Source organism: Amycolatopsis eburnea (genome assembly GCF_003937945.1).
In the GTDB taxonomy this organism is placed as follows: domain Bacteria; phylum Actinomycetota; class Actinomycetes; order Mycobacteriales; family Pseudonocardiaceae; genus Amycolatopsis; species Amycolatopsis eburnea.
This window is the reverse complement of record NZ_RSEC01000047.1, coordinates 1-18,418: the sequence shown is the minus strand read 5'-3', so window position 1 is coordinate 18,418 and position 18,418 is coordinate 1. Positions and strand designations below refer to the sequence as shown.

General features: G+C 71.3%; 16 protein-coding genes and 1 pseudogene. 7 read left to right on the top strand and 10 right to left on the bottom strand.

Annotated features, from left to right (window positions below):
• Window positions 1-19 precede the first annotated feature (19 nt).
• The gene (locus tag EIY87_RS21375) at window positions 20-2,878 is read right to left on the bottom strand and encodes a glycoside hydrolase family 9 protein (protein ID WP_125310975.1); all 2,859 of its coding nucleotides are present in this window, start codon (window positions 2,876-2,878) and stop codon (window positions 20-22) included.
• 224 nt (window positions 2,879-3,102) lie between these two features.
• Here EIY87_RS21375 and EIY87_RS21370 point away from each other — a divergent pair, with 224 nt between their 5' ends.
• The gene (locus EIY87_RS21370; protein ID WP_125310973.1) at window positions 3,103-3,852 is read left to right on the top strand and encodes a GH12 family glycosyl hydrolase domain-containing protein; all 750 of its coding nucleotides are present in this window, start codon (window positions 3,103-3,105) and stop codon (window positions 3,850-3,852) included.
• Window positions 3,853-3,905: 53 nt separating this feature from the next.
• Here the strand turns inward: EIY87_RS21370 and EIY87_RS21365 are convergent, their stop codons facing one another.
• Both EIY87_RS21365 and EIY87_RS21360 read right to left on the bottom strand, forming a co-directional pair.
• Window positions 3,906-5,255 carry an endo-1,4-beta-xylanase gene (locus EIY87_RS21365; RefSeq protein WP_125310971.1) on the bottom strand — a complete coding sequence of 450 codons (1,350 nt, stop codon included), beginning with the start codon at window positions 5,253-5,255 and terminating at the stop codon, window positions 3,906-3,908.
• A gap of 228 nt (window positions 5,256-5,483) precedes the next feature.
• Window positions 5,484-6,107: a TetR/AcrR family transcriptional regulator gene (locus EIY87_RS21360; RefSeq protein ID WP_125310969.1), complete on the bottom strand. Its 624-nt coding sequence runs from the start codon at window positions 6,105-6,107 to the stop codon at window positions 5,484-5,486.
• Between the two features lie 136 nt (window positions 6,108-6,243).
• Between EIY87_RS21360 and EIY87_RS21355 the strand changes: the two genes are divergently transcribed.
• Together EIY87_RS21355 and EIY87_RS21350 are read left to right on the top strand one after the other, a co-directional pair.
• Window positions 6,244-7,578, top strand: coding sequence for an MFS transporter (locus EIY87_RS21355; RefSeq protein ID WP_125310967.1), 1,335 nt, complete (start codon window positions 6,244-6,246; stop codon window positions 7,576-7,578).
• A complete protein-coding gene (locus EIY87_RS21350) occupies window positions 7,575-8,390 on the top strand; it encodes an SGNH/GDSL hydrolase family protein (protein WP_125310965.1) in 816 nt (271 codons plus the stop codon). The genes EIY87_RS21355 and EIY87_RS21350 overlap by 4 nt, the downstream gene beginning before the upstream one ends.
• Here the strand turns inward: EIY87_RS21350 and EIY87_RS21345 are convergent.
• The 3 genes from EIY87_RS21345 to EIY87_RS21335 are packed head-to-tail and all read right to left on the bottom strand — an operon-like array spanning window position 8,347 to window position 11,707.
• On the bottom strand, window positions 8,347-9,093 hold the full coding sequence (locus EIY87_RS21345; protein ID WP_125310963.1) for a succinate dehydrogenase/fumarate reductase iron-sulfur subunit: 747 nt from the start codon (window positions 9,091-9,093) through the stop codon (window positions 8,347-8,349). The two genes, EIY87_RS21350 and EIY87_RS21345, sit on opposite strands and share 44 nt — an antisense overlap.
• A complete protein-coding gene (locus EIY87_RS21340; RefSeq protein WP_125310961.1) occupies window positions 9,090-11,012 on the bottom strand; it encodes a fumarate reductase/succinate dehydrogenase flavoprotein subunit in 1,923 nt (640 codons plus the stop codon). Before EIY87_RS21340 ends, EIY87_RS21345 begins: the two co-directional genes overlap by 4 nt.
• Window positions 11,012-11,707: a succinate dehydrogenase cytochrome b subunit gene (locus EIY87_RS21335; RefSeq protein ID WP_449657952.1), complete on the bottom strand. Its 696-nt coding sequence runs from the start codon at window positions 11,705-11,707 to the stop codon at window positions 11,012-11,014. The genes EIY87_RS21340 and EIY87_RS21335 overlap by 1 nt, the downstream gene beginning before the upstream one ends.
• Before the next feature lie 85 nt (window positions 11,708-11,792).
• On the opposite strand from EIY87_RS21335, the gene EIY87_RS21330 reads away from it, so the two are divergent.
• Entirely contained in the window at window positions 11,793-12,719 is a 927-nt protein-coding gene (locus EIY87_RS21330; protein WP_125310957.1) for a LysR family transcriptional regulator, read from the top strand.
• Between the two features lie 71 nt (window positions 12,720-12,790).
• Window positions 12,791-13,138 carry a hypothetical protein gene (locus tag EIY87_RS21325; RefSeq protein ID WP_125310955.1) on the top strand — a complete coding sequence of 116 codons (348 nt, stop codon included), beginning with the start codon at window positions 12,791-12,793 and terminating at the stop codon, window positions 13,136-13,138.
• Here EIY87_RS21325 and EIY87_RS21320 read toward each other — a convergent pair.
• A complete protein-coding gene (locus EIY87_RS21320) occupies window positions 13,122-13,883 on the bottom strand; it encodes an AraC family transcriptional regulator (protein WP_125310953.1) in 762 nt (253 codons plus the stop codon). The genes EIY87_RS21325 and EIY87_RS21320 overlap by 17 nt on opposite strands.
• A 55-nt stretch (window positions 13,884-13,938) precedes the next feature.
• Between EIY87_RS21320 and EIY87_RS21315 the strand changes: the two genes are divergently transcribed.
• On the top strand, window positions 13,939-14,901 hold the full coding sequence (locus EIY87_RS21315) for a zinc-binding dehydrogenase (RefSeq protein ID WP_125310951.1): 963 nt from the start codon (window positions 13,939-13,941) through the stop codon (window positions 14,899-14,901).
• 27 nt (window positions 14,902-14,928) lie between these two features.
• Here EIY87_RS21315 and EIY87_RS49395 read toward each other — a convergent pair.
• Window positions 14,929-15,138, bottom strand: a pseudogene (locus tag EIY87_RS49395) (CBU_0592 family membrane protein); the annotation flags it as partial.
• 81 nt (window positions 15,139-15,219) lie between these two features.
• On the opposite strand from EIY87_RS49395, the gene EIY87_RS21310 reads away from it, so the two are divergent.
• Complete coding sequence (locus tag EIY87_RS21310) at window positions 15,220-16,167, top strand: LysR family transcriptional regulator (RefSeq protein WP_125310949.1); 948 nt, start codon at window positions 15,220-15,222, stop codon at window positions 16,165-16,167.
• On the opposite strand, the gene EIY87_RS21305 is transcribed toward EIY87_RS21310, so the two are convergent.
• Together EIY87_RS21305 and EIY87_RS21300 are read right to left on the bottom strand one after the other, a co-directional pair.
• The gene (locus EIY87_RS21305; protein WP_125310947.1) at window positions 16,157-16,699 is read right to left on the bottom strand and encodes a DM13 domain-containing protein; all 543 of its coding nucleotides are present in this window, start codon (window positions 16,697-16,699) and stop codon (window positions 16,157-16,159) included. The genes EIY87_RS21310 and EIY87_RS21305 overlap by 11 nt on opposite strands.
• A gap of 344 nt (window positions 16,700-17,043) precedes the next feature.
• Window positions 17,044-18,249 carry an HNH endonuclease signature motif containing protein gene (locus EIY87_RS21300; RefSeq protein ID WP_125310945.1) on the bottom strand — a complete coding sequence of 402 codons (1,206 nt, stop codon included), beginning with the start codon at window positions 18,247-18,249 and terminating at the stop codon, window positions 17,044-17,046.
• Between the last annotated feature and the right edge of the window lie 169 nt (window positions 18,250-18,418).

Genomic DNA, 18,418 nt, shown 5'->3' with positions numbered 1-18,418 from the left:
GGCGCGTGACGTCCGTCGCTCAGCCGCAGGCCGCGCCGTTCACCGTGAACGCCGCAGGGTTCGCGTTGCTCCCGGTGTAGCTCCCGTTGAACCCGATCGCCACCGAGCGGCCCGGCGCCACCGAACCGTTCCACGGCAAGGAGGTCGCGGTCACGTCCGCGCCCGACTGCGCCCAGGTCGCCGACCAGCCCTGCGTCACCTTCTGGTTGCCGGGGAAGGAGAACTTCAGCTTCCACGCCGACCACGCCGTGGTGCCGGTGTTGGTCAGGTTCACCGTCGCCGTGAAGCCGCTGTTCCAGGTGTTCGCCGCGTAGGTGACCGAGCAGCCGCCCGCCGCGAGCGTCGTGAACCGCGCCGCGGGCGAATCCGGCGAACTCAGGCCGGTTCCGTTGCGCGCCACCACGACCACGTTGTAGGCGGTCGACGCCGTCAGCCCGGTCAGCGTCGCGCTCGTCCCGGTGACGGTGGCGAGCACCGTGCGTGCCGAGCCGTCCACGCGGACGACGTCGTAACTCGCTACGCCGCTCTCCGGGTCGGCCGCCGCCGGCCAGGTCAGCGTCGCGCCGGTGGCCGAGACCGCGGACACGGCGGGCGTGCCCGGCGCGGTCGGGGCGGTGGTGTCCGCCCCCGACGGCGACTTCTCCGCCGTCCAGTTGGTCAGCCACGCCAGCGCCGAGTTCCAGTTGATCGCGACCTCGTTCACCGAGTACGCCTGGATGTCGTCGACGAAGCAGCGCTGCGGCGCGCAGCCGGCGAGCAGGCGGGCCGCCGTCGGGTCCTGCAGGCCGCTGTTCGGCCCACCCGACAGCGCGCCGGGCGGGGCGGTCGGCAGCGAGGCGTCCAGCTCGTGCGCCCAGAACCGGTGGTGGACGTTCTGCACCGGCTGGTCGCCGTGCCCGGAGACGTAGGAGTAGTTCGCGGGGTTGCGGCCCAGCAGGTAGTCCACCGCCGCGAACGCGCCGTCGCGGTACTTGTCCTGCTTGGTGAAGTCGTACGCCAGCGCGAGCACGACGCCGTTGTTCGCGACCAGGCCGTTGGAGCCCCACTCGTACGTGCCGTCGGCGGTGCGGTACGGCGCCGGGTAGCCCATGGTGGCGAGCTGCGCCAGGTGGCTGTCGGCGGTCGTGGTGATCGCCGTCTTGATCGCCGAGACGTCGGCCGCGGGCAGGTCGGTGGGCACCAGGGCGAGGGTGATGTCGCCGAGCGCGCCCGTCGAGGCCCAGTCGAAGCCGTGCGTCGTGAAACTGGCGCCGCGGTAGAGCGCGGACCCGGTGACGTCGCCGCGGTAGCCGCTCTTCCCCGTGGTGGCGAACAGCTCCGCGGCCGCCCAGTAGAACTCGTCGGTCACGGTGCCGTCGCTGTAGGTCCCGCCGCCGGTGCCGTCGTTCGGGTCGGCGAGCTTGTTCGGGTTGGCTTTCGCCGCCGCGTACGCTTTTTCGGCCGCGGCGAGCAGCTTCGCCGAGTACGCCGGGTCGATCGTCCGCCACAAGCGCGACGCCTGCGCGGCGACCGCCGCCATGTTCAGCGTGGCGGCCGTGCTCGGCGCGGAGAGCCGGCGCGGCTGGCTGTCCTGGTCAGGCCGCGTCGGCAGGGCCGTCCACTGCGCGTCGTGGATCTTGTGGTGCACCATGCCCGCGTCCGGGGCACCGTCGGGCACCTGCATCGACAGCAGGAAGTCGACTTCCCAGCGGGCTTCGTCGAGGATGTCGGGGACGCCGTTGGCGCGCTCGGGGATGGCGAGCTTGCCGTCGCCCAGCGCGCTCGCGTCGCCCACGCGCGACGCCCGCTCGTACTCGTCGAGCAGCTGCCACGCGGCGATCCCGCCGTTGACGACGTACTTGCCGTGGTCGCCCGCGTCGTACCAGCCGCCGCGGACGTCGAGGGTGTAGCCGCAGTTCAGGTCGGCGCGGCAGGGCACGTGGTCGTCGCCCTGGTTGGGCGCCACGTTGACGTGCCCCGCGGGCCGCGCGTAGGCCGCCCCGGCGTACTGGGCGTCGATCGCGATCCCGCTGCGCTGGTGGTAGAAGAACGCCAGCGAGTCGTAGCGCAGCTGCTTGAGCCCGTCCGCGGCGATGGCGAACGGGAAGCTGGTTTCCGCGCCGACGCTCAGGGTGTAGCCGGTGCCCTGGGTTTCGTAGGCGGAGAAGTCGATCTCGTGCACCTTCTCGCCGGAGGCGGCGTCCGCGCCGCGCGGGCGGGTCTGGCCGGTGGCGACGGCGGTGCCCGCCGAGTTCTTCAGCGTCCACGTCTGCGGCGTGGTCGCGTCGCTGATCACGGTGGCCCGCTTGGGCAGGCCGGGCACGTAGCTCTCCTGGTTCACCCGGATGCCACTGGTCGGCGGGAGGCCGCCGGGCGGGATGACGCCGCCGACGAGCGAGATGTTGTCCAGGCAGACGGTGTTGTCCGCGGCCTGGCCGCCGAACCAGAACGCCAGCTGCCCGTTCCCGGCGTTCGGGAAGTCCAAAGTGGACGTGAAGGTGACGGTGAAGTGCTGCTTCACCGGGGTGACCGTCAGGTCGGTGCGCGAGATCTGCCGGTACGGCGAAACGGCTTCCCCGGCGACGGCGGAGATCTGCTGGCTGGTCGTCGCGTGCGCGTCGAACGTCAGGGTGTACGGCTGCCCGGCTTCGAAGGGCACGCCGTTCTGGCCGGACAGCGCGTCGTAGCCGTTGGCCGTGCCGCCGGTGACGGCGGTGCAGAACTCCCCGTCCGTGACCCGGGCGGTGGTTCCCGAGCCGGCCCACCAGGGATCGGCGCTGCCGCTGTCGAAGGTGCCGTTGAGCAGCCGCTCGTAGTCCGCGGCGGCGGCGGGCACGGCGCCCGCCGTCAGCCCCAGCACCGCGGCGGCCAGTACGGCCAGGGTTGTCCTCGCCCGCATTCGCCCTCTCCTCGTCGTCGAGTTTGGGAGCGCTCCCAGTCGGAGGGACTGTAACCAGCGCGACGCGCCCTTGGCAATCACCCGGCGACCGACGGCGACAGCCGCATTTCGTGAATTGATCACGGTCACCCCCTTTGCCTCGGGGTTCCGCTGTGGTTTCATCGGATCGATTCATGCTGAGAGCGCTCCCAGGAGCGCTACCACGACGAAGTGGAGACTCCAGGATGAAACTCAGGCACGCCCTTTCCGCTGTCCTGCTGACCGCGGCCGGACTGGTGGCCCCGCTCGCCGGCGCGCCCGCCGCGCACGCGGACACGCTGATCTGCGACCAGTACGGCTCGACGACGATCGGCGGCCGGTACGTCGTCATGAACAACCGCTGGGGCAGCAGCGCGACCCAGTGCATCAACGTCACCGGCAGCGGGTTCCGCATCCAGACCCAGCAGGGGTCGACCAGCGGCGGCGCGCCGCTGTCCTACCCGGCCGTCTACGCCGGGTGCCACTACGGCAACTGCTCCCCCGGCACGAACCTGCCCCGGCAGCTCAGCCGGATCGGCAGCGCGCCGTCGTCGATCTCCTACACCTACGTCGGCGGGTCGGTCTTCGACGCCTCCTACGACATCTGGATGGACCCGACCGCGAAGACGAACGGGGTCAACCAGATGGAGCTGATGATCTGGTTCAACCACACCGGGAACGTGCAGCCCGTCGGTGGCAAGGTCGGCACCACCAGCATCGGCGGGCGCGGCTGGGACGTCTGGCAGGGCAACAACGGCGGCAACGACGTGGTGTCCTACGTGGCCCAGTCCGCGATTTCGGGCTGGTCGTTCAACGTCATGGACTTCGTCAACGACGTCGACAACCGCACCCGCGTGGACCGCTCCTGGTACCTGACCAGCATCCAGGCCGGGTTCGAGCCGTGGAGCGGCGGCGTCGGCCTCGCCGTCAACTCCTTCTCGGCCTCGGTGAACTAGCGGATCGGGTCTGCCGACCCCTCCCGGGCGGCAGACCCGACCCACCGGGTGGCTCAGCCGCAGCCGGCCACCGCCGGCGTTCCGGACCCGGTGGCCTGGAAGCCGAACTCCGTGTACTGACCGGCCGCGACGTGGCCGTTGTAGCTCACGTTGGACCACCGGTCACCGCTGCGCTGGACGTTCCAGGAATTGGTCACCGCGGCCCCGGACGGCAGGGTGAGCGTCACCGTCCAGGCGTTGAGGTCCGCCGAGCCGGCGGTGACCCGGACCGTCGCCACGAACCCGCCGTTCCACGCGTTCAGCGAAACCGAGGCGGAACACGTACCCGGCGGCGGCGCGCTCGTCGTGGTCGTCGGGGTGGTCGTGGGTGTGGTGGGTGTCGTCGGGGTGGTGGTCGGGGTGCCCGGCGCCGCGTTCAGCGCGTCCAGCACGCCGTTGTAGGCGGCCTTCTTGTTCCCGTTCCCGTCGAACAGCAGCGGGTTCTCACCCGAGCGCCAGGAATCGGTGTCGCGGATGCCCCACGTCGTGATCCCGGTGCACCGCGGCACGTTCACGCACGCGCGCGTGGTCGCGGCGTACGCGCTCGACGACGCCTGCGCGATGTCCAGCTCGGTCAGCTGCACGTCGACGCCGAGCGCGGCGAAGTTCGTCAGCGTCGTCTGGAAGCTGCTCGGCGGGCCGCCGCTGCCGAAGTGGGACTGGAAGCCGACGCAGTCGATCGGGACGCCGCGGGACTTGAAGTCCTGCACCATCCGGTAGACGCCCTGGGTCTTGGCGGCCGACCAGTCCTCGATGTTGTAGTCGTTGTAACAGAGTTTGGCGACGGGATCGGCGGCGCGGGCGGTCCGGAAGGCGACCTCGATCCAGTCGTTGCCGGTCCGCTGCAGGTTGGAGTCGCGGCGGCCGCCGGACCCGCCGTCGGCGAAGGCCTCGTTCACCACGTCCCAGGCGTAGATCTTGCCGCTGTAGTGGCCGGCGACCTGCGTGATGTGGTTGATCAGCGCCTGCCGCAGCGCGCTGCCCTCCATGCTCTGCATCCAGCCGGGTTGCTGCTGGTACCAGGCGAGGGTGTGCCCGCGCATGCGCATGCCCGCGCCGAGCGCGTGGTTGACGATCCGGTCGGCATTGGTGTAGTTGAACTGACCTTGGGACGGCTCCGTGGCGTCCATCTTCATCTCGTTCTCCGGCGTCACCATGCTGAACTCACGGTCCAAAATGGACACGTAGGTGCTGTCGGAGAGCTTGGCGGCGGCGACGGCGGCACCGAAGTACCGCCCGCTCTGCGCGGCTGAAGCGCCGAGCGTGGTCGCCGCCCCGGCGGGACTCGCGGTGAGCAGTGTGGCGCCCACCGCGGCCACCGAGGCAGTCGCCGCGAGCGCGGCGCGAAGTGCGGAAAGTTTCATGGTCGGACACTTTCGGGGGTTCGGGTGCTCCGGACGTGCTCGAACGACCGGCCCGTCCCACGAGTACCACCGCGTACTCCTGAGAGCGCTCCCAGACCGGCGCGCAGACACACGGTAGCCAGGCGCACCGCCTCAGTCAATGGACCGCGATGTCATGAAAGAGTCGTTCACCTCGCCGGACGCCATGAAAGGGTCGTTCATGACGTCGCTGCGCCGCCACCGGGCTGGTCAGGAGCCGGCGAGGCCGCCGATCAGCAGGTCCACGATGCGCCCGGCCAGCTCGCGCAACTCAGCGGGCTCCTGCCCCGGGATCCGGTGGTACCACGTGTCGATCGCGTTCAAGTTGCTCAGCAACGTCCGAGTCGCCAGCGCGGCATCAACCTCCCGCAGCGAACCGTCGGCGATGCCGTCGGCCACCACGCCGCGGAACAACTGCTCGTAAGCCCCGCGCAGCCCGTTCAGCTCCTGGAGCGTGTCACGCTGACGCGGCTTGAGCGCCGTCGCGACCTGCCCGCGCACGGCCTGGTGCACGACGTGGTGGTAGGCCAGGTCCTCCATCAGGTTCACCGCGTGCGCCACCGCCATGGCGACGAGCCGGTCGCGGCCCGTGCCGGGCCCGGTCGCGTGGTGCTCGACGCGGTCGCGGACGCGGCCCATGGCCTCCTCGTACACCGCGAGGAAGATGTCGAACTTCGAGCGGAAGTGGTAGTACACCAGGCCTTTGGTGGCACCCACTTCACGCGCGATGTCGTCGATCGTGGCGTTGGCGAACCCGTGCGCCATGAACGCCTCGGCCGCGGCGTCGAGGATCCTCCGCCGCGCGCCGGGCTCGAGGTCCGGGCTCGCGCTCACTGTTCGTCCTCCTCGCCTGCGACCGGGCCATCGTCTCACGGCCGCCGGGCGGCCCTTGACGGCGACATGCGCCAACCTTACCGTGATACTCCGTAGTATTGCAGGTCAGACGCGGTATCGCACTGAAGGGCGTCCGATGACGAACGCACGAGACCTCCTGCACGAACTCGCCACCAAGAAGGCCGTCACCCGGTTGCTGCCGGTGCTCGGCATCGCCTACTTCATGTCGTACGTGGACCGGACGAACGTCGCGCTCGCCAAGACGGCGCTCGCGGCCGACGTCGGCATCAGCGCGGCCGCGTACGGGCTCGGCGCCGGCCTGTTCTTCGTGAGCTACGCGCTGCTCGAGGTGCCGAGCAACCTGATCCTCTACCGCGTCGGCGCCCGCGTCTGGATCACGCGCATCGCCGTCAGCTGGGGCGCGGTGTCGGCCGCGATGATGTTCGTGGCGGACGACCTGTCCTTCTACCTCCTGCGGCTGCTGCTCGGCGCCGCGGAGGCGGGTCTCTTCCCGGCGATGATGTACCTGGTCACGCAGTGGTTCTCGCAGAAGCACCGGGTGACCGTCGTCGGGCTGATCTACACCGCGCCGTGCGTCGCCGTCATCATCGGCTCCCCCGTCGGCGGCGCGCTGATGGAGCTGCACGGCGTCGCCGGGCTGCGCGGCTGGCAGTGGATGTTCCTGGTGGAGGGCCTGGTCACCGTCCTCATCGGCGTGGTCGTCTGGTTCGCGCTGCCCAGCCGTCCCGCCGACGCGAAGTGGCTGACGCCGGACGAAGCCGCCGTGCTGACCGAACGCGCCGTCGGCCAGGCCCCGGGGTCGCCGGCCAAGCTCCGCGGCAGCCTGCGCCTGGCGTTCGGCCGCCCGACCGTGCTGCTGCTCGGCGCCATCTACCTGATCAACCAGTCGATCGGTGGCGGCATCGGCTTCAACTTCCCGGCCTACATCCAGTCGCTCGGCCTGGACAGCCCGTTCCTGATCGGGCTGGTGGCGGGCAGCGGCGGCATCTCGGCGCTGGCCGGCGTGCTCTTCTTCCCGTGGTTCAAGCGCCGCCACGGCCACGAGGTCGCGCTCATCGGCGTGTGCGCGAGCGCGGTTCTGCTGGTACTGCTGGGCTTCCTCGTCTCGCGCGATCCCGTGTGGAGCGTCAGCCTGCTGTTCGTCTCGAACTTCTTCGCCTTCGGCACGCTCCCGCTGTTCTGGTCGGTCGCGATGGCGCGCCTGTCCGGGCTGGTGGCCGCGGCGGGCCTGGCGTTCATCAACATGCTCGGGATCACCGGCGGGTTCATCGGCCCGTACGTCTACGGCCTGGTCGAGAGCAGCACGGACAGCCTGGTCGCCCCGTACTACGTCTTCGCCGCGGCGGCCGTGGTCGCGGTCGCGCTGGTTCCGGTGCTGGCGGCCGCGATCCGCCGCGACGCGCGCAAGGACCTGGCCGCGGTGCCGAGCGCGGACCTGCCGGTCCGATGAGGATCGCGCTGGTGGTGACGCTGCTGGCCGGGCTGCTCGCGGCTCCGGCCGCGGCCGCCGGGCCACTGCGGTACGTCGCCCTCGGCGACTCTTCGGCCGCCGGGCCGGGGATCCCGGCGCAGATCGACGCGACGTGCCTGCGCTCCGACCACGACTGGCCGCACCTGCTGGCGGCGCGGCTCGGCGCGGCGCTCACCGACGTCACCTGTTCCGGCGCGACCACCGCCGACCTCACCGGGCGGCAGGCGGGGGTGGTCGCGCCCCAGTTCACCGCGCTGCGGCGCGACACCGGACTGGTGACGCTCGCGATCGGCGCCAACGACATCGCGCTCGGCTCGGCGTTCGTGACGTGTGCGAGCCCGGACGGGCCGTCGTGCGAAGAGCAGTACGGCACGGTGTTCCCCGCGCGGATCGCCGCCACCGCGACCAAGATCGCGGGCGCGCTGGCGGAGATCCACCGCCGCTCCCCCGCGGCACGCGTCGTCGTGACCGGCTACCTGACGTACTGGCGCCCGGGCGGCTGCTACCCCGCCGACCCGTACACCGCCGCCGACGCAGACTTCATCCAGGCGACGTTCGACCGCCTGATGGCCATGCTCGCCGAGCAGTCCCGGCGGCACGGTGCGTCCTATGTGGACATCCGGGGGCCGAGCGCCGGGCACGGCCTGTGCGCCGAACCGGCCGTGCGCTGGCTGGAAGGCGCGGTGCCGGCGTCGCCGGCGTACCCGTACCACCCGAACGCCGCGGGCATGGCGGCCGCCGCCGGGATCATCGGCGCCCGGCTCGGCTCGCCTTCCGGAACTCGCGGTTGAGGGCCGAGATGCTCGCGAACGGGATGCCCTTCGGGCACGACGCCACGCACTCCCCGGTGTTCGTGCAGCCGCCGAAGCCCTCCGCGTCCATCGCGTCGACCATGTCCAGCACCCGCTGGGCGCGTTCCGGCTGTCCTTGCGGCAGCAGCGAAAGGTGGGTCACCTTGGCCGCGGTGAAGAGGGTGGCCGAGCCGTTGGGGCAGGCCGCGACGCACGCGCCGCAGCCGATGCAGGTCGCGTTGTCGAAGGCGAGGTCCGCGTCCGGCTTGGGCACCGGCGTCGCGTGGGCGTCCGGGGCGCTGCCGGTGGGGGCGCTGACGTAACCGCCGGCCTGGACGATCCGGTCGAGCGCCGAGCGGTCCACGACCAGGTCCTTGATCACCGGGAAACCCTTGGCGCGCCAGGGTTCGACGTCGATCACCTCGCCGTCGGCGAACGAGCGCATGTGCAGCTGGCACGACGTCGTGCGCTCGGGCCCGTGGGCCTGCCCGTTGATCACGACGCCGCAGGAGCCGCAGATGCCCTCGCGGCAGTCGTGGTCGAACGCGACGGGTTCCTCGCCGGCGGCGATCAGTTCCTGGTTGAGCACGTCCAGCATTTCCAGGAAGGACATGTCCGGGCTGATCCCGTCGACCGGGTACGAGACCAGCCTGCCCTCCGTGGCGGGACCGGCCTGGCGCCAGATGCGGACGGTGAGTTTCACGTGTAGCTCCGCTGGGTCGGGTGGACGTGGTCGAAGACGAGTTCCTCGCGGTGCAGCACAGGTTTCTCGCCGTATTCCCACGCGGCGACGTACGCGAAGTTCTCGTCGTCGCGGCGGGCTTCGCCGTCCGGGGTCTGGTGTTCTTCGCGGAAGTGGCCGCCGCAGGACTCCTCACGGGCGAGCGCGTCGACGAGCAGGAGTTCGGCCAGCTCCAGGAAGTCGGCCACCCGGTTCGCCTTTTCCAGCTCCTGGTTGAGTTCCGCGCCGCTGCCGGGGATCCGGACGTCGCGCCAGAACTCGGCGCGCAGCTCGGGCACCCGGTCCAGGGCCTTGCGCAGGCCTTCGCGGGTGCGGGACATCCCGCAGTGGTCCCACATCAGCACGCCGAGCTCGCGGTGGAAGGAGTCGACCGACCGCGTTCCCTTGACCGCCAGCAGCCGCTCGATCCGTTCGCGCACCTCGGTTTCCACCGGCGCGGCGGCGTCGGGGCGCACCTCGTCGAGCCGGGTCGAGCCGAGGTAGTCGTTCAGCGTGGCGGGCAGCACGAAGTAGCCGTCGGCGAGGCCCTGCATGAGCGCCGACGCGCCGAGCCGGTTCGCGCCGTGGTCGGAGAAGTTCGCCTCGCCGATCACGAACAGCCCGGGGATCGTGCTCTGCAGGTCGTAGTCCACCCAGAGCCCGCCCATCGTGTAGTGGATGGCCGGGTAGATCCGCATCGGCGCGGTGTACGGGTCTTCCGCCGTGATGCGCTGGTACATGTCGAAGAGGTTGCCGTAGCGGGCTTCGATCGCCTTGCGGCCCAACCGCGTGATCGCGTCGGCGAAGTCCAGGTAGACGCCGAGACCGCCGGGCCCGACGCCGAACCCGGCGTCGCAGACGTTCTTCGCCGCCCGCGAGGCGATGTCGCGCGGCACGAGGTTGCCGAAGCTCGGGTACTGGCGTTCCAGGTAGTAGTCGCGCTCGTCTTCCGGGATCTCCGCCGGCGGCCGGGTGTCACCCGGCTGCTTCGGCACCCAGATGCGGCCGTCGTTGCGCAGCGACTCGCTCATCAGCGTCAGCTTCGACTGGTGCTCGCCCGAGCGCGGGATGCACGTCGGGTGGATCTGGGTGAAGCACGGGTTCGCGAAGTACGCCCCGCGCTTGTGCGCCCGCCAGATCGCGGTGGCGTTGGAGCCCTTCGCGTTGGTGGACAGGTAGAAGACGTTGCCGTAGCCCCCGGTCGCGAGGACGACGGCGTCCGCGAGGTGCGTCTCGATCTCCCCGGTGACGAGGTCGCGCGCGACGATCCCGCGCGCCCGGCCGTCGACGACGACCAGGTCGAGCATCTCGGTCCGCGGGTGCAGCTCGACGTTCCCGGCGTCGATCTGCCGCGACAGCGCCTGGTACGCGCCGATCAGCAGCTGCTGGCCGGTCTGGCCGCGCGCGTAGAACGTGCGCTGCACCTGCACCCCGCCGAACGAGCGGGTGTCGAGCAGGCCGCCGTACTCGCGGGCGAACGGCACGCCCTGGGCCACGGCCTGGTCGATGATCTGCGCCGACACCTGGGCGAGCCGGTACACATTGGACTCCCGGGACCGGAAGTCGCCGCCCTTGACCGTGTCGTGGAAGAGCCGGTAGACGGAGTCGCCGTCGTTGCGGTAGTTCTTCGCGGCGTTGATGCCGCCCTGCGCGGCGACCGAGTGCGCGCGCCGCGGCGAGTCCTGGAAGCAGAACTGCACGACGTGGTAGCCCTGTTCGGCGAGCGTCGCGCCGGCCGAGCCGCCGGCCAGCCCGGTGCCCACCACGATCACGCGGTGCTTGCGCCGGTTCGCCGGGTTCACCAGCTTGGCCGCGAACTTCCGTTCGTCCCAGCGGTTTTCCAGCGGGACGGCGGGCGCCTTGGTGTCGGCGATCGGGTCGCCGGTCAGGTAGTCGGTCATCAGCGCACCAGTCCTGTCATGATCGCGACCGGGACGAGGGCGTAGCCGCCCGCGACCACGACCGCCGTCGTGCTGCCGAGGAGCTTGATCGCCCGTTCTCGCCGCACGCTGGTGACGCCCAGCGTGCGCGCGGCGCTGGCGAAGCCGTGGTGGATGTGCAGGCCAAGCATCGCGAGTGCGGCCAGGTAGATCAGGTTCACCCACCAGACCTGGAAGTCGGCGACGAGGTTGTGGTACAGGTCGCCGGGTACGAAGTCCCGGTTCACCGCGCCGACGGTGAAGTCGAGGATGTGCCAGACGAGGAACAGCGCGAGCGTCGCACCGCCCCAGCGCATGGTGCGCACCGCGAAGGTGGCCCGTACCGGCCGCCGGTGGACGTAGCGCACCGGCCGCGCGCGCAGGTCGCGCCGGGCCAGCTGCACCGCCGCGGTGACGTGCAGGACGAGCGCCGCGAACAGGACCACGCGCTGGATCCAGAGGAACCACTCGTAGCGCAGCACCGGCTCGCCGATCGTGCGCAGCCAGTGGGCGTAGTGGTTGAGGTCGCCGGCCCCGAGGAACGTCTTGAGGTTGCCGACCATGTGCGCGAAGACGAACGCGAGCAGCAGCGCGCCGCTCACCGCCATGACGATCTTCTTGCCGATCGTCGAGGCCCAGAAGTCCCGGACGGGCCGCCGGGTTGCGAGGTCGTTCACCACTCGCTCGACGTTAGGTGGGCACCATTGAGAGGTCAAAGACATGATAACTCTGCTCGCGATAGCCAGCGGCTATCATAATGGCGTGCAGTTCCAGCAGCTCGCCTACTTCGTGGCCGTCGCCGAACACCGGCACTTCACCCGCGCCGCCGAACAGGTGCGCGTCGCCCAGCCCTCGCTGTCGCAGCAGATCCGCGCGCTCGAACACGACCTGGGCGCACCGCTGTTCCACCGGATCCGCGGCAACGTCACGCTCACCGAAGCGGGCGAAACCCTGCTCCCGATCGCGCGGCGCATCCTCGCCGAGACCGAAACCGCCCAGCGGGCCATCCGGGAGCTGGACGAGCTCGACCGCGGCCGCGTGCGGCTGGGCGCGCCGCCCAGCCTGTGCACGGGCCTGCTCCCGGCGATGCTGGCCGCGTTCCGCCGCCGCTACCCGGGCATCCAGCTGGAGCTGCACGAAAGCGGCTCGGGCGACCTGCGGCAGCGGCTGTCCGAAGGCGCGCTGGACCTGGCCCTGCTGGCGAGCGCCCCGGCGGACCCGCACCTGGCGGCGACGCCGTTGCTGCTGGAGGAACTGGTGGTGATCGCCCCGGCCGACGCCCCGATCGCGAGCACCCGCCTCGGCATCCGCGACCTGGCCGACGTCCCGCTGGTGATGTTCCGCCGCGGGTACGACGTCCGCGAGGCGACGGTGAACGCCTGCCGCACCGCGGGTTTCGAACCGGCGTTCGCGATCGAGGGCGGGGAGATGGACGCGGTCCTCGAACTGGTCCGCGCGGGATTGGGTGCGGCGGTGGTCCCGAGCACGGTGGCGGGCGACCGGTTCTCGATGACGCGGTTCGCCCCGGAAGCGGGGATGACCCGGGTGGTGCAGCTCGCGGTCCGGCGGGAGGTGGACCCGACCCGCGCGGTGCGCGCCCTGCGCGACGCGATCGTCGGCTTCGTCGCGGACCGGAAGCGCCTGCCGGTCGGGCTGGTGTCTCTTGTGGACAGTCCGGCGGCGGGCTGACCGTTGCGCCGTCCAGGTGAACCGTAGCCGGAATCCGTTACGCGGGGTGCCCGGGCCGCGCCTCTGTTGGCGTGACCGAACAGCCCGAGAGATCCCACCGCGTCCGGCACGCCGTCGTCTGGCTCGGCGGCCTGGCTGCCCTCGTCCAGATGTCCGTGTTCACCTTCCCCGTGGCCGCGGCGTCCTGGCGCCGGGAACCGTGGGTCCGGGACCTGGTGGCCGGCCACTTCCCCGCCATCGTCGGCCTCCCGTCGGCGGCCTTGGCCTCGTTCCTGATCATCGCCGCGTTCGAAGCGCGCTTCGACCGGATCAAGATGCGGCTGGGCACGCTCGTCGAGTTCCACGGCGCCGCGGGCCCGATCGTCCTGTGGATCCTGTGCTTCACCGCGATGGCCATGGGCATCAAACTGGTCTGGTGAGCTGCCGGTGGCGGCCCGGGGTGGTCCCGATGATCGCCGTGAACGCCGTGATGAAGCCGCTCGGGTTCGCCCAGCCGCAGGCGTGCGCCACGCGCGTCGTGTCGTGGCCCTCGGCCAGCAGGACCAGCGCGTGGTGGACGCGCAGCTGGGTGCGCCACTCGTAGAACGTCATGCCGAGCTCGTCGCGGAACAGCCGGCTCAGCGTGCGGGCGCTCGCCCCGCTCCGGCGGCCCAGCTCGGCGAGCGGGGTGGTGTCGGCGGGGTTCTCGTACAGCACCCGCGCGACGGCGCGCAGCCGGTCGTCGCGGGGTTCCGGCAGCTGCAGCGGCTGCTCCGGCGCTTCCCGGAGCTCCTCGACGAGCACCCGGTGCAGGCGGGCGGTCGCCGCGCGGTCGTACTCGCGGGTGCCGGTCAGCGCGAGCAGGACCTCCCGGGCGAGGCCGGACGCGGCGAAGACCGCGGGGTGCGCGGGAACGAGCCGGGCCAGGGACGCCGTCAGGAAGACGATCCGCATGTCGGTGTGGCCGTGCGCCCGGTGGTGGTGGCCGAACCCGGCGGGGATCCAGGCCACGCGCGTGGCGGGCACCACCGACGTCCCCCGTTCGGAGTGCACCGACAGCACCCCGCGAGCCGCGTACACCAGGTGGCCGCGGTCGTGGGTGTGCGCCTCGCTGCTCGCCCCCGGACTCCACAGGTGGGCACCGCCGGACGGCCAGATCCGCGAAGCTTGGCGTCCGATGGGCATGACTTGGCATCCTACCGGTGGTCGGCCACGCCGGTCCGGGCCCAAAGTGGCGGACATGAAGATGAGAGCAGCGGTCTGCGTCCGCCCCGGTGGCCCGGAAGTGCTGGAGGTCCGCGAGATCCCGGTGCCCGCGGTCCGGCCCGGCTGGAGCCTGGTCCACGTCCGGGGCGCGGGCTTGAACCGCTCCGAGCTGCGGACCCGCCAGGGTCACTCCCCCGCGGTCACCTTCCCGCGCGTGCTGGGGATCGAATGCGTCGGCGTCGTGGCCGAATCGACCGACCCCGCGCTCGCCGAAGGCACCACCGTCGCCGCGGTGATGGGTGAGCTGGGCCGGCAGTTCGACGGCGGCTACGCGGAGTACGCGCTGGTGCCGAACGCCCTGCTGATGCCGGTCGAGACGACGTTGCCGTGGCCGGTACTGGCCGCGCTGCCGGAAACGTTCATGACCGCGCAGGGCGCCCTGGACACCCTCGGCCTGGAGCCGGGCGACCGGCTGCTGATCCGCGGCGGCACGTCCTCGGTGGGCATGGCCGCCGCGTCGCTCGCGGCCGCGCGGGGCGTCGAGACCGCCGCCACGACCCGCCGGGCAGGCAAAGCCGCGGCCCTGACCACCGACCACGCCGTGGTCGACGACGGCGCCTCGGTGGCGGCCGGCGTCCGCGCGATCTGGCCGTCAGGCCCGGACCACGTCCTCGACCTGGTCGGCGCGCGCACGGCGGTGGACTCCCTGCGCCTGGTCCGGCCGGGCGGCACGGTGTGCGTGGCGGGCTCGCTCAGCGGGTGGGTGATCCCGGAGCTGGAACCGATCGCGGCGATCCCGTCGGGGACGAAGCTCACGGCCTTCCACAGCGACACGCTGAAGGGCAACGCCGCCGTGCTGCGGCGGATCGTCGACGCGGTCGAGGCCGGTCGGTGTCCGTCCCATTTGGACCGGGTGTTCGCGCTGGACGACATCGTCGCCGCCCACCGCGCCATGGAGGGCGACGAGGGGACCGGGAAGTTCGTCGTGGTGCCGTAGCGGCCGCGCGCTGAACAGCGTCACGACGCTGATCAGGACCCAGACGGAGTTCGCCGCGACCGCGGGCCACGAGCCGGTGGCCGCGGCCGAAACACCCAGCAGCGCGGCGCCCGACAGGTTGAGCGCCTGGAACGTGGCCGACTCCGGTGCGATCACCCGGCGGGACACCAGACCGTACGCCGCGGCGGTGCCCGCGGCGCCCAGCCAGCCGGCCGCGGTGGCGGCCAGCGACAACATTTCCTCCATGCCGCCATCGTGACCGGCTCGTAGGGTGCAGCGCAATCGAAGTTATCTGCTCCAGGGGTTAAGCTCTGCTGAATGCAGATCGATCCCCGACGGCTGGCCGTCCTGCTCGCCGTGCACCGCGCCGGCGGCGTGCTCGCCGCCGCCGAGCTCCTGCACCTGACCCCGTCGGCGGTGTCCCAGCAGATCGCCCGCCTCGAGGAGTCGACCGGCACCGCGGTGCTGGACCGCCAGCCGACCGGCGCCGTGCTGACCCCCGCCGGGCGGGTGCTGGCCGAGGCGGCCGAACACATCGAGGCCGAACTGATCGACGCGCGCAAGGCCCTCGCCGCGCTGGCCGAAGACGTCACCGGCACGGTCGTCATCGCCGCCTTCCAGTCCGTCATCCGCACGCTGCTGATCCCGCTCCTGCACCAGCTGCGCGAGCAGTTCCCCGCCCTGGAAGTCGTGATCCGCGAAATGGAGACGCGCAAGGCACTGCAGTCGCTGCGCTCGGGCGCGGTCGACCTGCTCATCCTCGAAGACGAAAGCCCCGCGGGCCAGGGAAAGCCGGCCCGCGGCACCCGCGACGTCCCGATCCTCGAAGAGCCCTGGCTGCTGGTCCTCCCCACCGGCACGGCGGACCCGGCGAGCACGGCCGACCTGCAGCACCTCACCTGGCTCGGCGTCGACTCCGAAACCGCGGCCCACGCCGCCACCGAACGCACGCGCGGCGCGCTGCCGTCGGCACCGCCACCGGGGCACAGCTACTACGACTACAACGTGGCGCTGTCGATGGTCGCGGGCGGCCTGGGCATCGCGCTGGTACCCGCGCTGGCGGTGCGGGAAGCCGTGCCGGAGGGCGTCAAGGCGGTGTCCCTGCCCGGCCTCGGCACCCGCACCCTCATCGCCCGGCACCGCACGACCCGCTCCGAACCCCGCACGGAGGTGGTGACCGTCCTGGACGCGATCGTCGCGTTCGCCGCCGACCTCGACGTGGCCATCCCCTGGACGCCCCACCCGGCCGAGTCGATCACCGGCTGAGTTCCGCGGCCCCGAACGACACGTTGAAGCGATCGCACCAGATGCTGACGCTGGAGTAACCGGCCAGGTCGGTGCCCGCCGGAAGGGCGTAGTTCTGGTTTCCCTTGTTGCCCTTGAGCTTGCCGGCGTCGAGGTACTTGCCGTCGTCGAAGACACCCCAGCCGTCCTTGCCCGGTTTCACGGGCGCGTCGGTGAGCCAGACGTGCACGTCGGGGCCGCTGCTGGTGGCCAGGTCTTCCAGGCGCAGCAGCAGTGACCCGTCGGCGGCGCGCAGGACCCGGACGGTGCCGGTGGTCTCGTGTTCGTGGCTGATCAGCTTGCCGGCCGCGACTTCGACCGGCGCCACGGGCTGCGGCGCCGACGACTCCGGCGCCGGCGCGGCGGCGGCCGTCGGCAGGGTTTCCTGCACCGTCTGGTCGACCCACAGCTGCCACGGCTGGAACCAGTACAGGCCCACCGCGACCGCGACCAGGCCTGCTGCCAGGACGCCGATCAGCCAGGGGCGGGCGAGTCGGCGGGTCGTGCGGTTCATCTCGGTCGTCCTCCGTCATCGGCGATGCCCTATTCAACGGGACGAATCGCCCAGACGTACCGCGGTTGACGGTTACCGATCTCTTACGGGCCCGCTCAGCCACTCGGGTGGCGGCGGACGGTCCACCGCAACTGCGGCGGTGCCACCGGGACGCGGATGCCTGAATGGGCCGTCACCCACCGGCTGCGGACGCTGGCTGCCAGGCCGCCGTTCACCGACCCGAAGTGGACGGCACCCACGAGGTCGTTGCGTTCCAACGGGAACGACCGGCTGGGATGGGAAGTTCCAGTACCAGCAGACGTGGGGATAGGCCAGTAGCCGGTGGCTGCGGGCCTGTCCCGTGTTCAGGCTGCGAAGGGCAGCGGCTGATGCAGGTTGTTGCGCCGGGGTTTTCGGCGTTTGTCCAGGAACCGTGGTGGCAGGAACTCCGGGTGGCCGTCGGTGGCGATGCGGACTTGCCAGCCGGAGCGGTGCAACAGCCGGTGGTGGTGGCCGCACAACAGGACCAGGTTGGCCAGTTCCGTCGGGCCGCCGTCGGCCCAGTGGCGGATGTGGTGGCCCTGGCAGTGGCGGGGTGGGCGGTGGCAGCCGGGGAAGGCGCAGCCGCGGTCGCGCAGGAACAACGCCCGGCGCAAGCCGGGTGAGATCAGGCGGCGGGCACGACCTAAGTCGAGGGGTTCGCTGGCGGAGCCGAGGACGGCGGGGATCAGTTTGCAGTCGCAGGCGTGAAGGCGGGCTTCGGCGGCCGAAATCACGCCGGTGTCGCCGAGGGTGGCCGTGCCGAGGCCGGACTGGAGGTCGGTGAGGGAGACCGCGACCATGACGTGGGCGCGTTCCCCAGCCTGCGTCGGTAACTCTGGGGAATTCAACGCCAGGTCGACTGCGTCGGAGAAGGCGTCGCCGTAGCGTTCCTGCGGGGAGCGGAGGTCGTCGGCACCGCGACGTTCGGCCAACGCGTCGAGCAGGGCGCTGGCGCGGGTGCCGGTTTCGTCGTCGAAGCGGCCGGTGAGTTCCCAGGTTCCGGTGCGTTTGCGGCGCAGCGACAGTTCCCGGGTCGGGGTGGCGGGTTCGGTGTCCTCGGGTTCAACGCCGTCGGGGTCGAGGTGGGCCAGGATCCGCGCGCCGAGGGCGGCGACTTGTTTATGACCGGCGTCGGTGGCGAAGGTGAGGAGGTCGGCTTCGGCGGTGTCGCGGTGGGTGGCGGGGATGCGGGAGACGGCGTCGATGATGGTGTCGATCATCGGAGTGCTCAACGAGCCGGTCACGGCGGCGGCACCGGTGGCCGGGGCGAGGGCGGGGGTGGCGTCGGAGGAGTAGAGGGCTTGGGCACGGGCGACGGTGCGTCTGGCGGCAGCGTGCGGAACGTCCGCGAGGTGCTCGTAAAGGCGTGCAGTGGTGCGGTATCCGAAGAGTTCCTGGACGCCGCGGGATTCGATTTCCACCAGCAGCGCACCGATTTCCGCCTCAGCAGACCGCACCACAGTGAGCAGCGCAACAACACGGTCGGCCAAGGCCGCCGCATCCGCTTGCCACACCGCTTCTCTGTCCACACACCCAGATTACCGGGAATACGAACACCTGTTCATCACACGATCAGGGTGACTGTTCAGGCCATTTCGGCAGTTGTTGGTAGCCAGGGGTTTCCGGTGATGGCGTCGCGGAGTGCGGTGATGACGTGGAGGCTGTTCTTGCGGGCGGTGGAGATGTAGCCGCGGACGC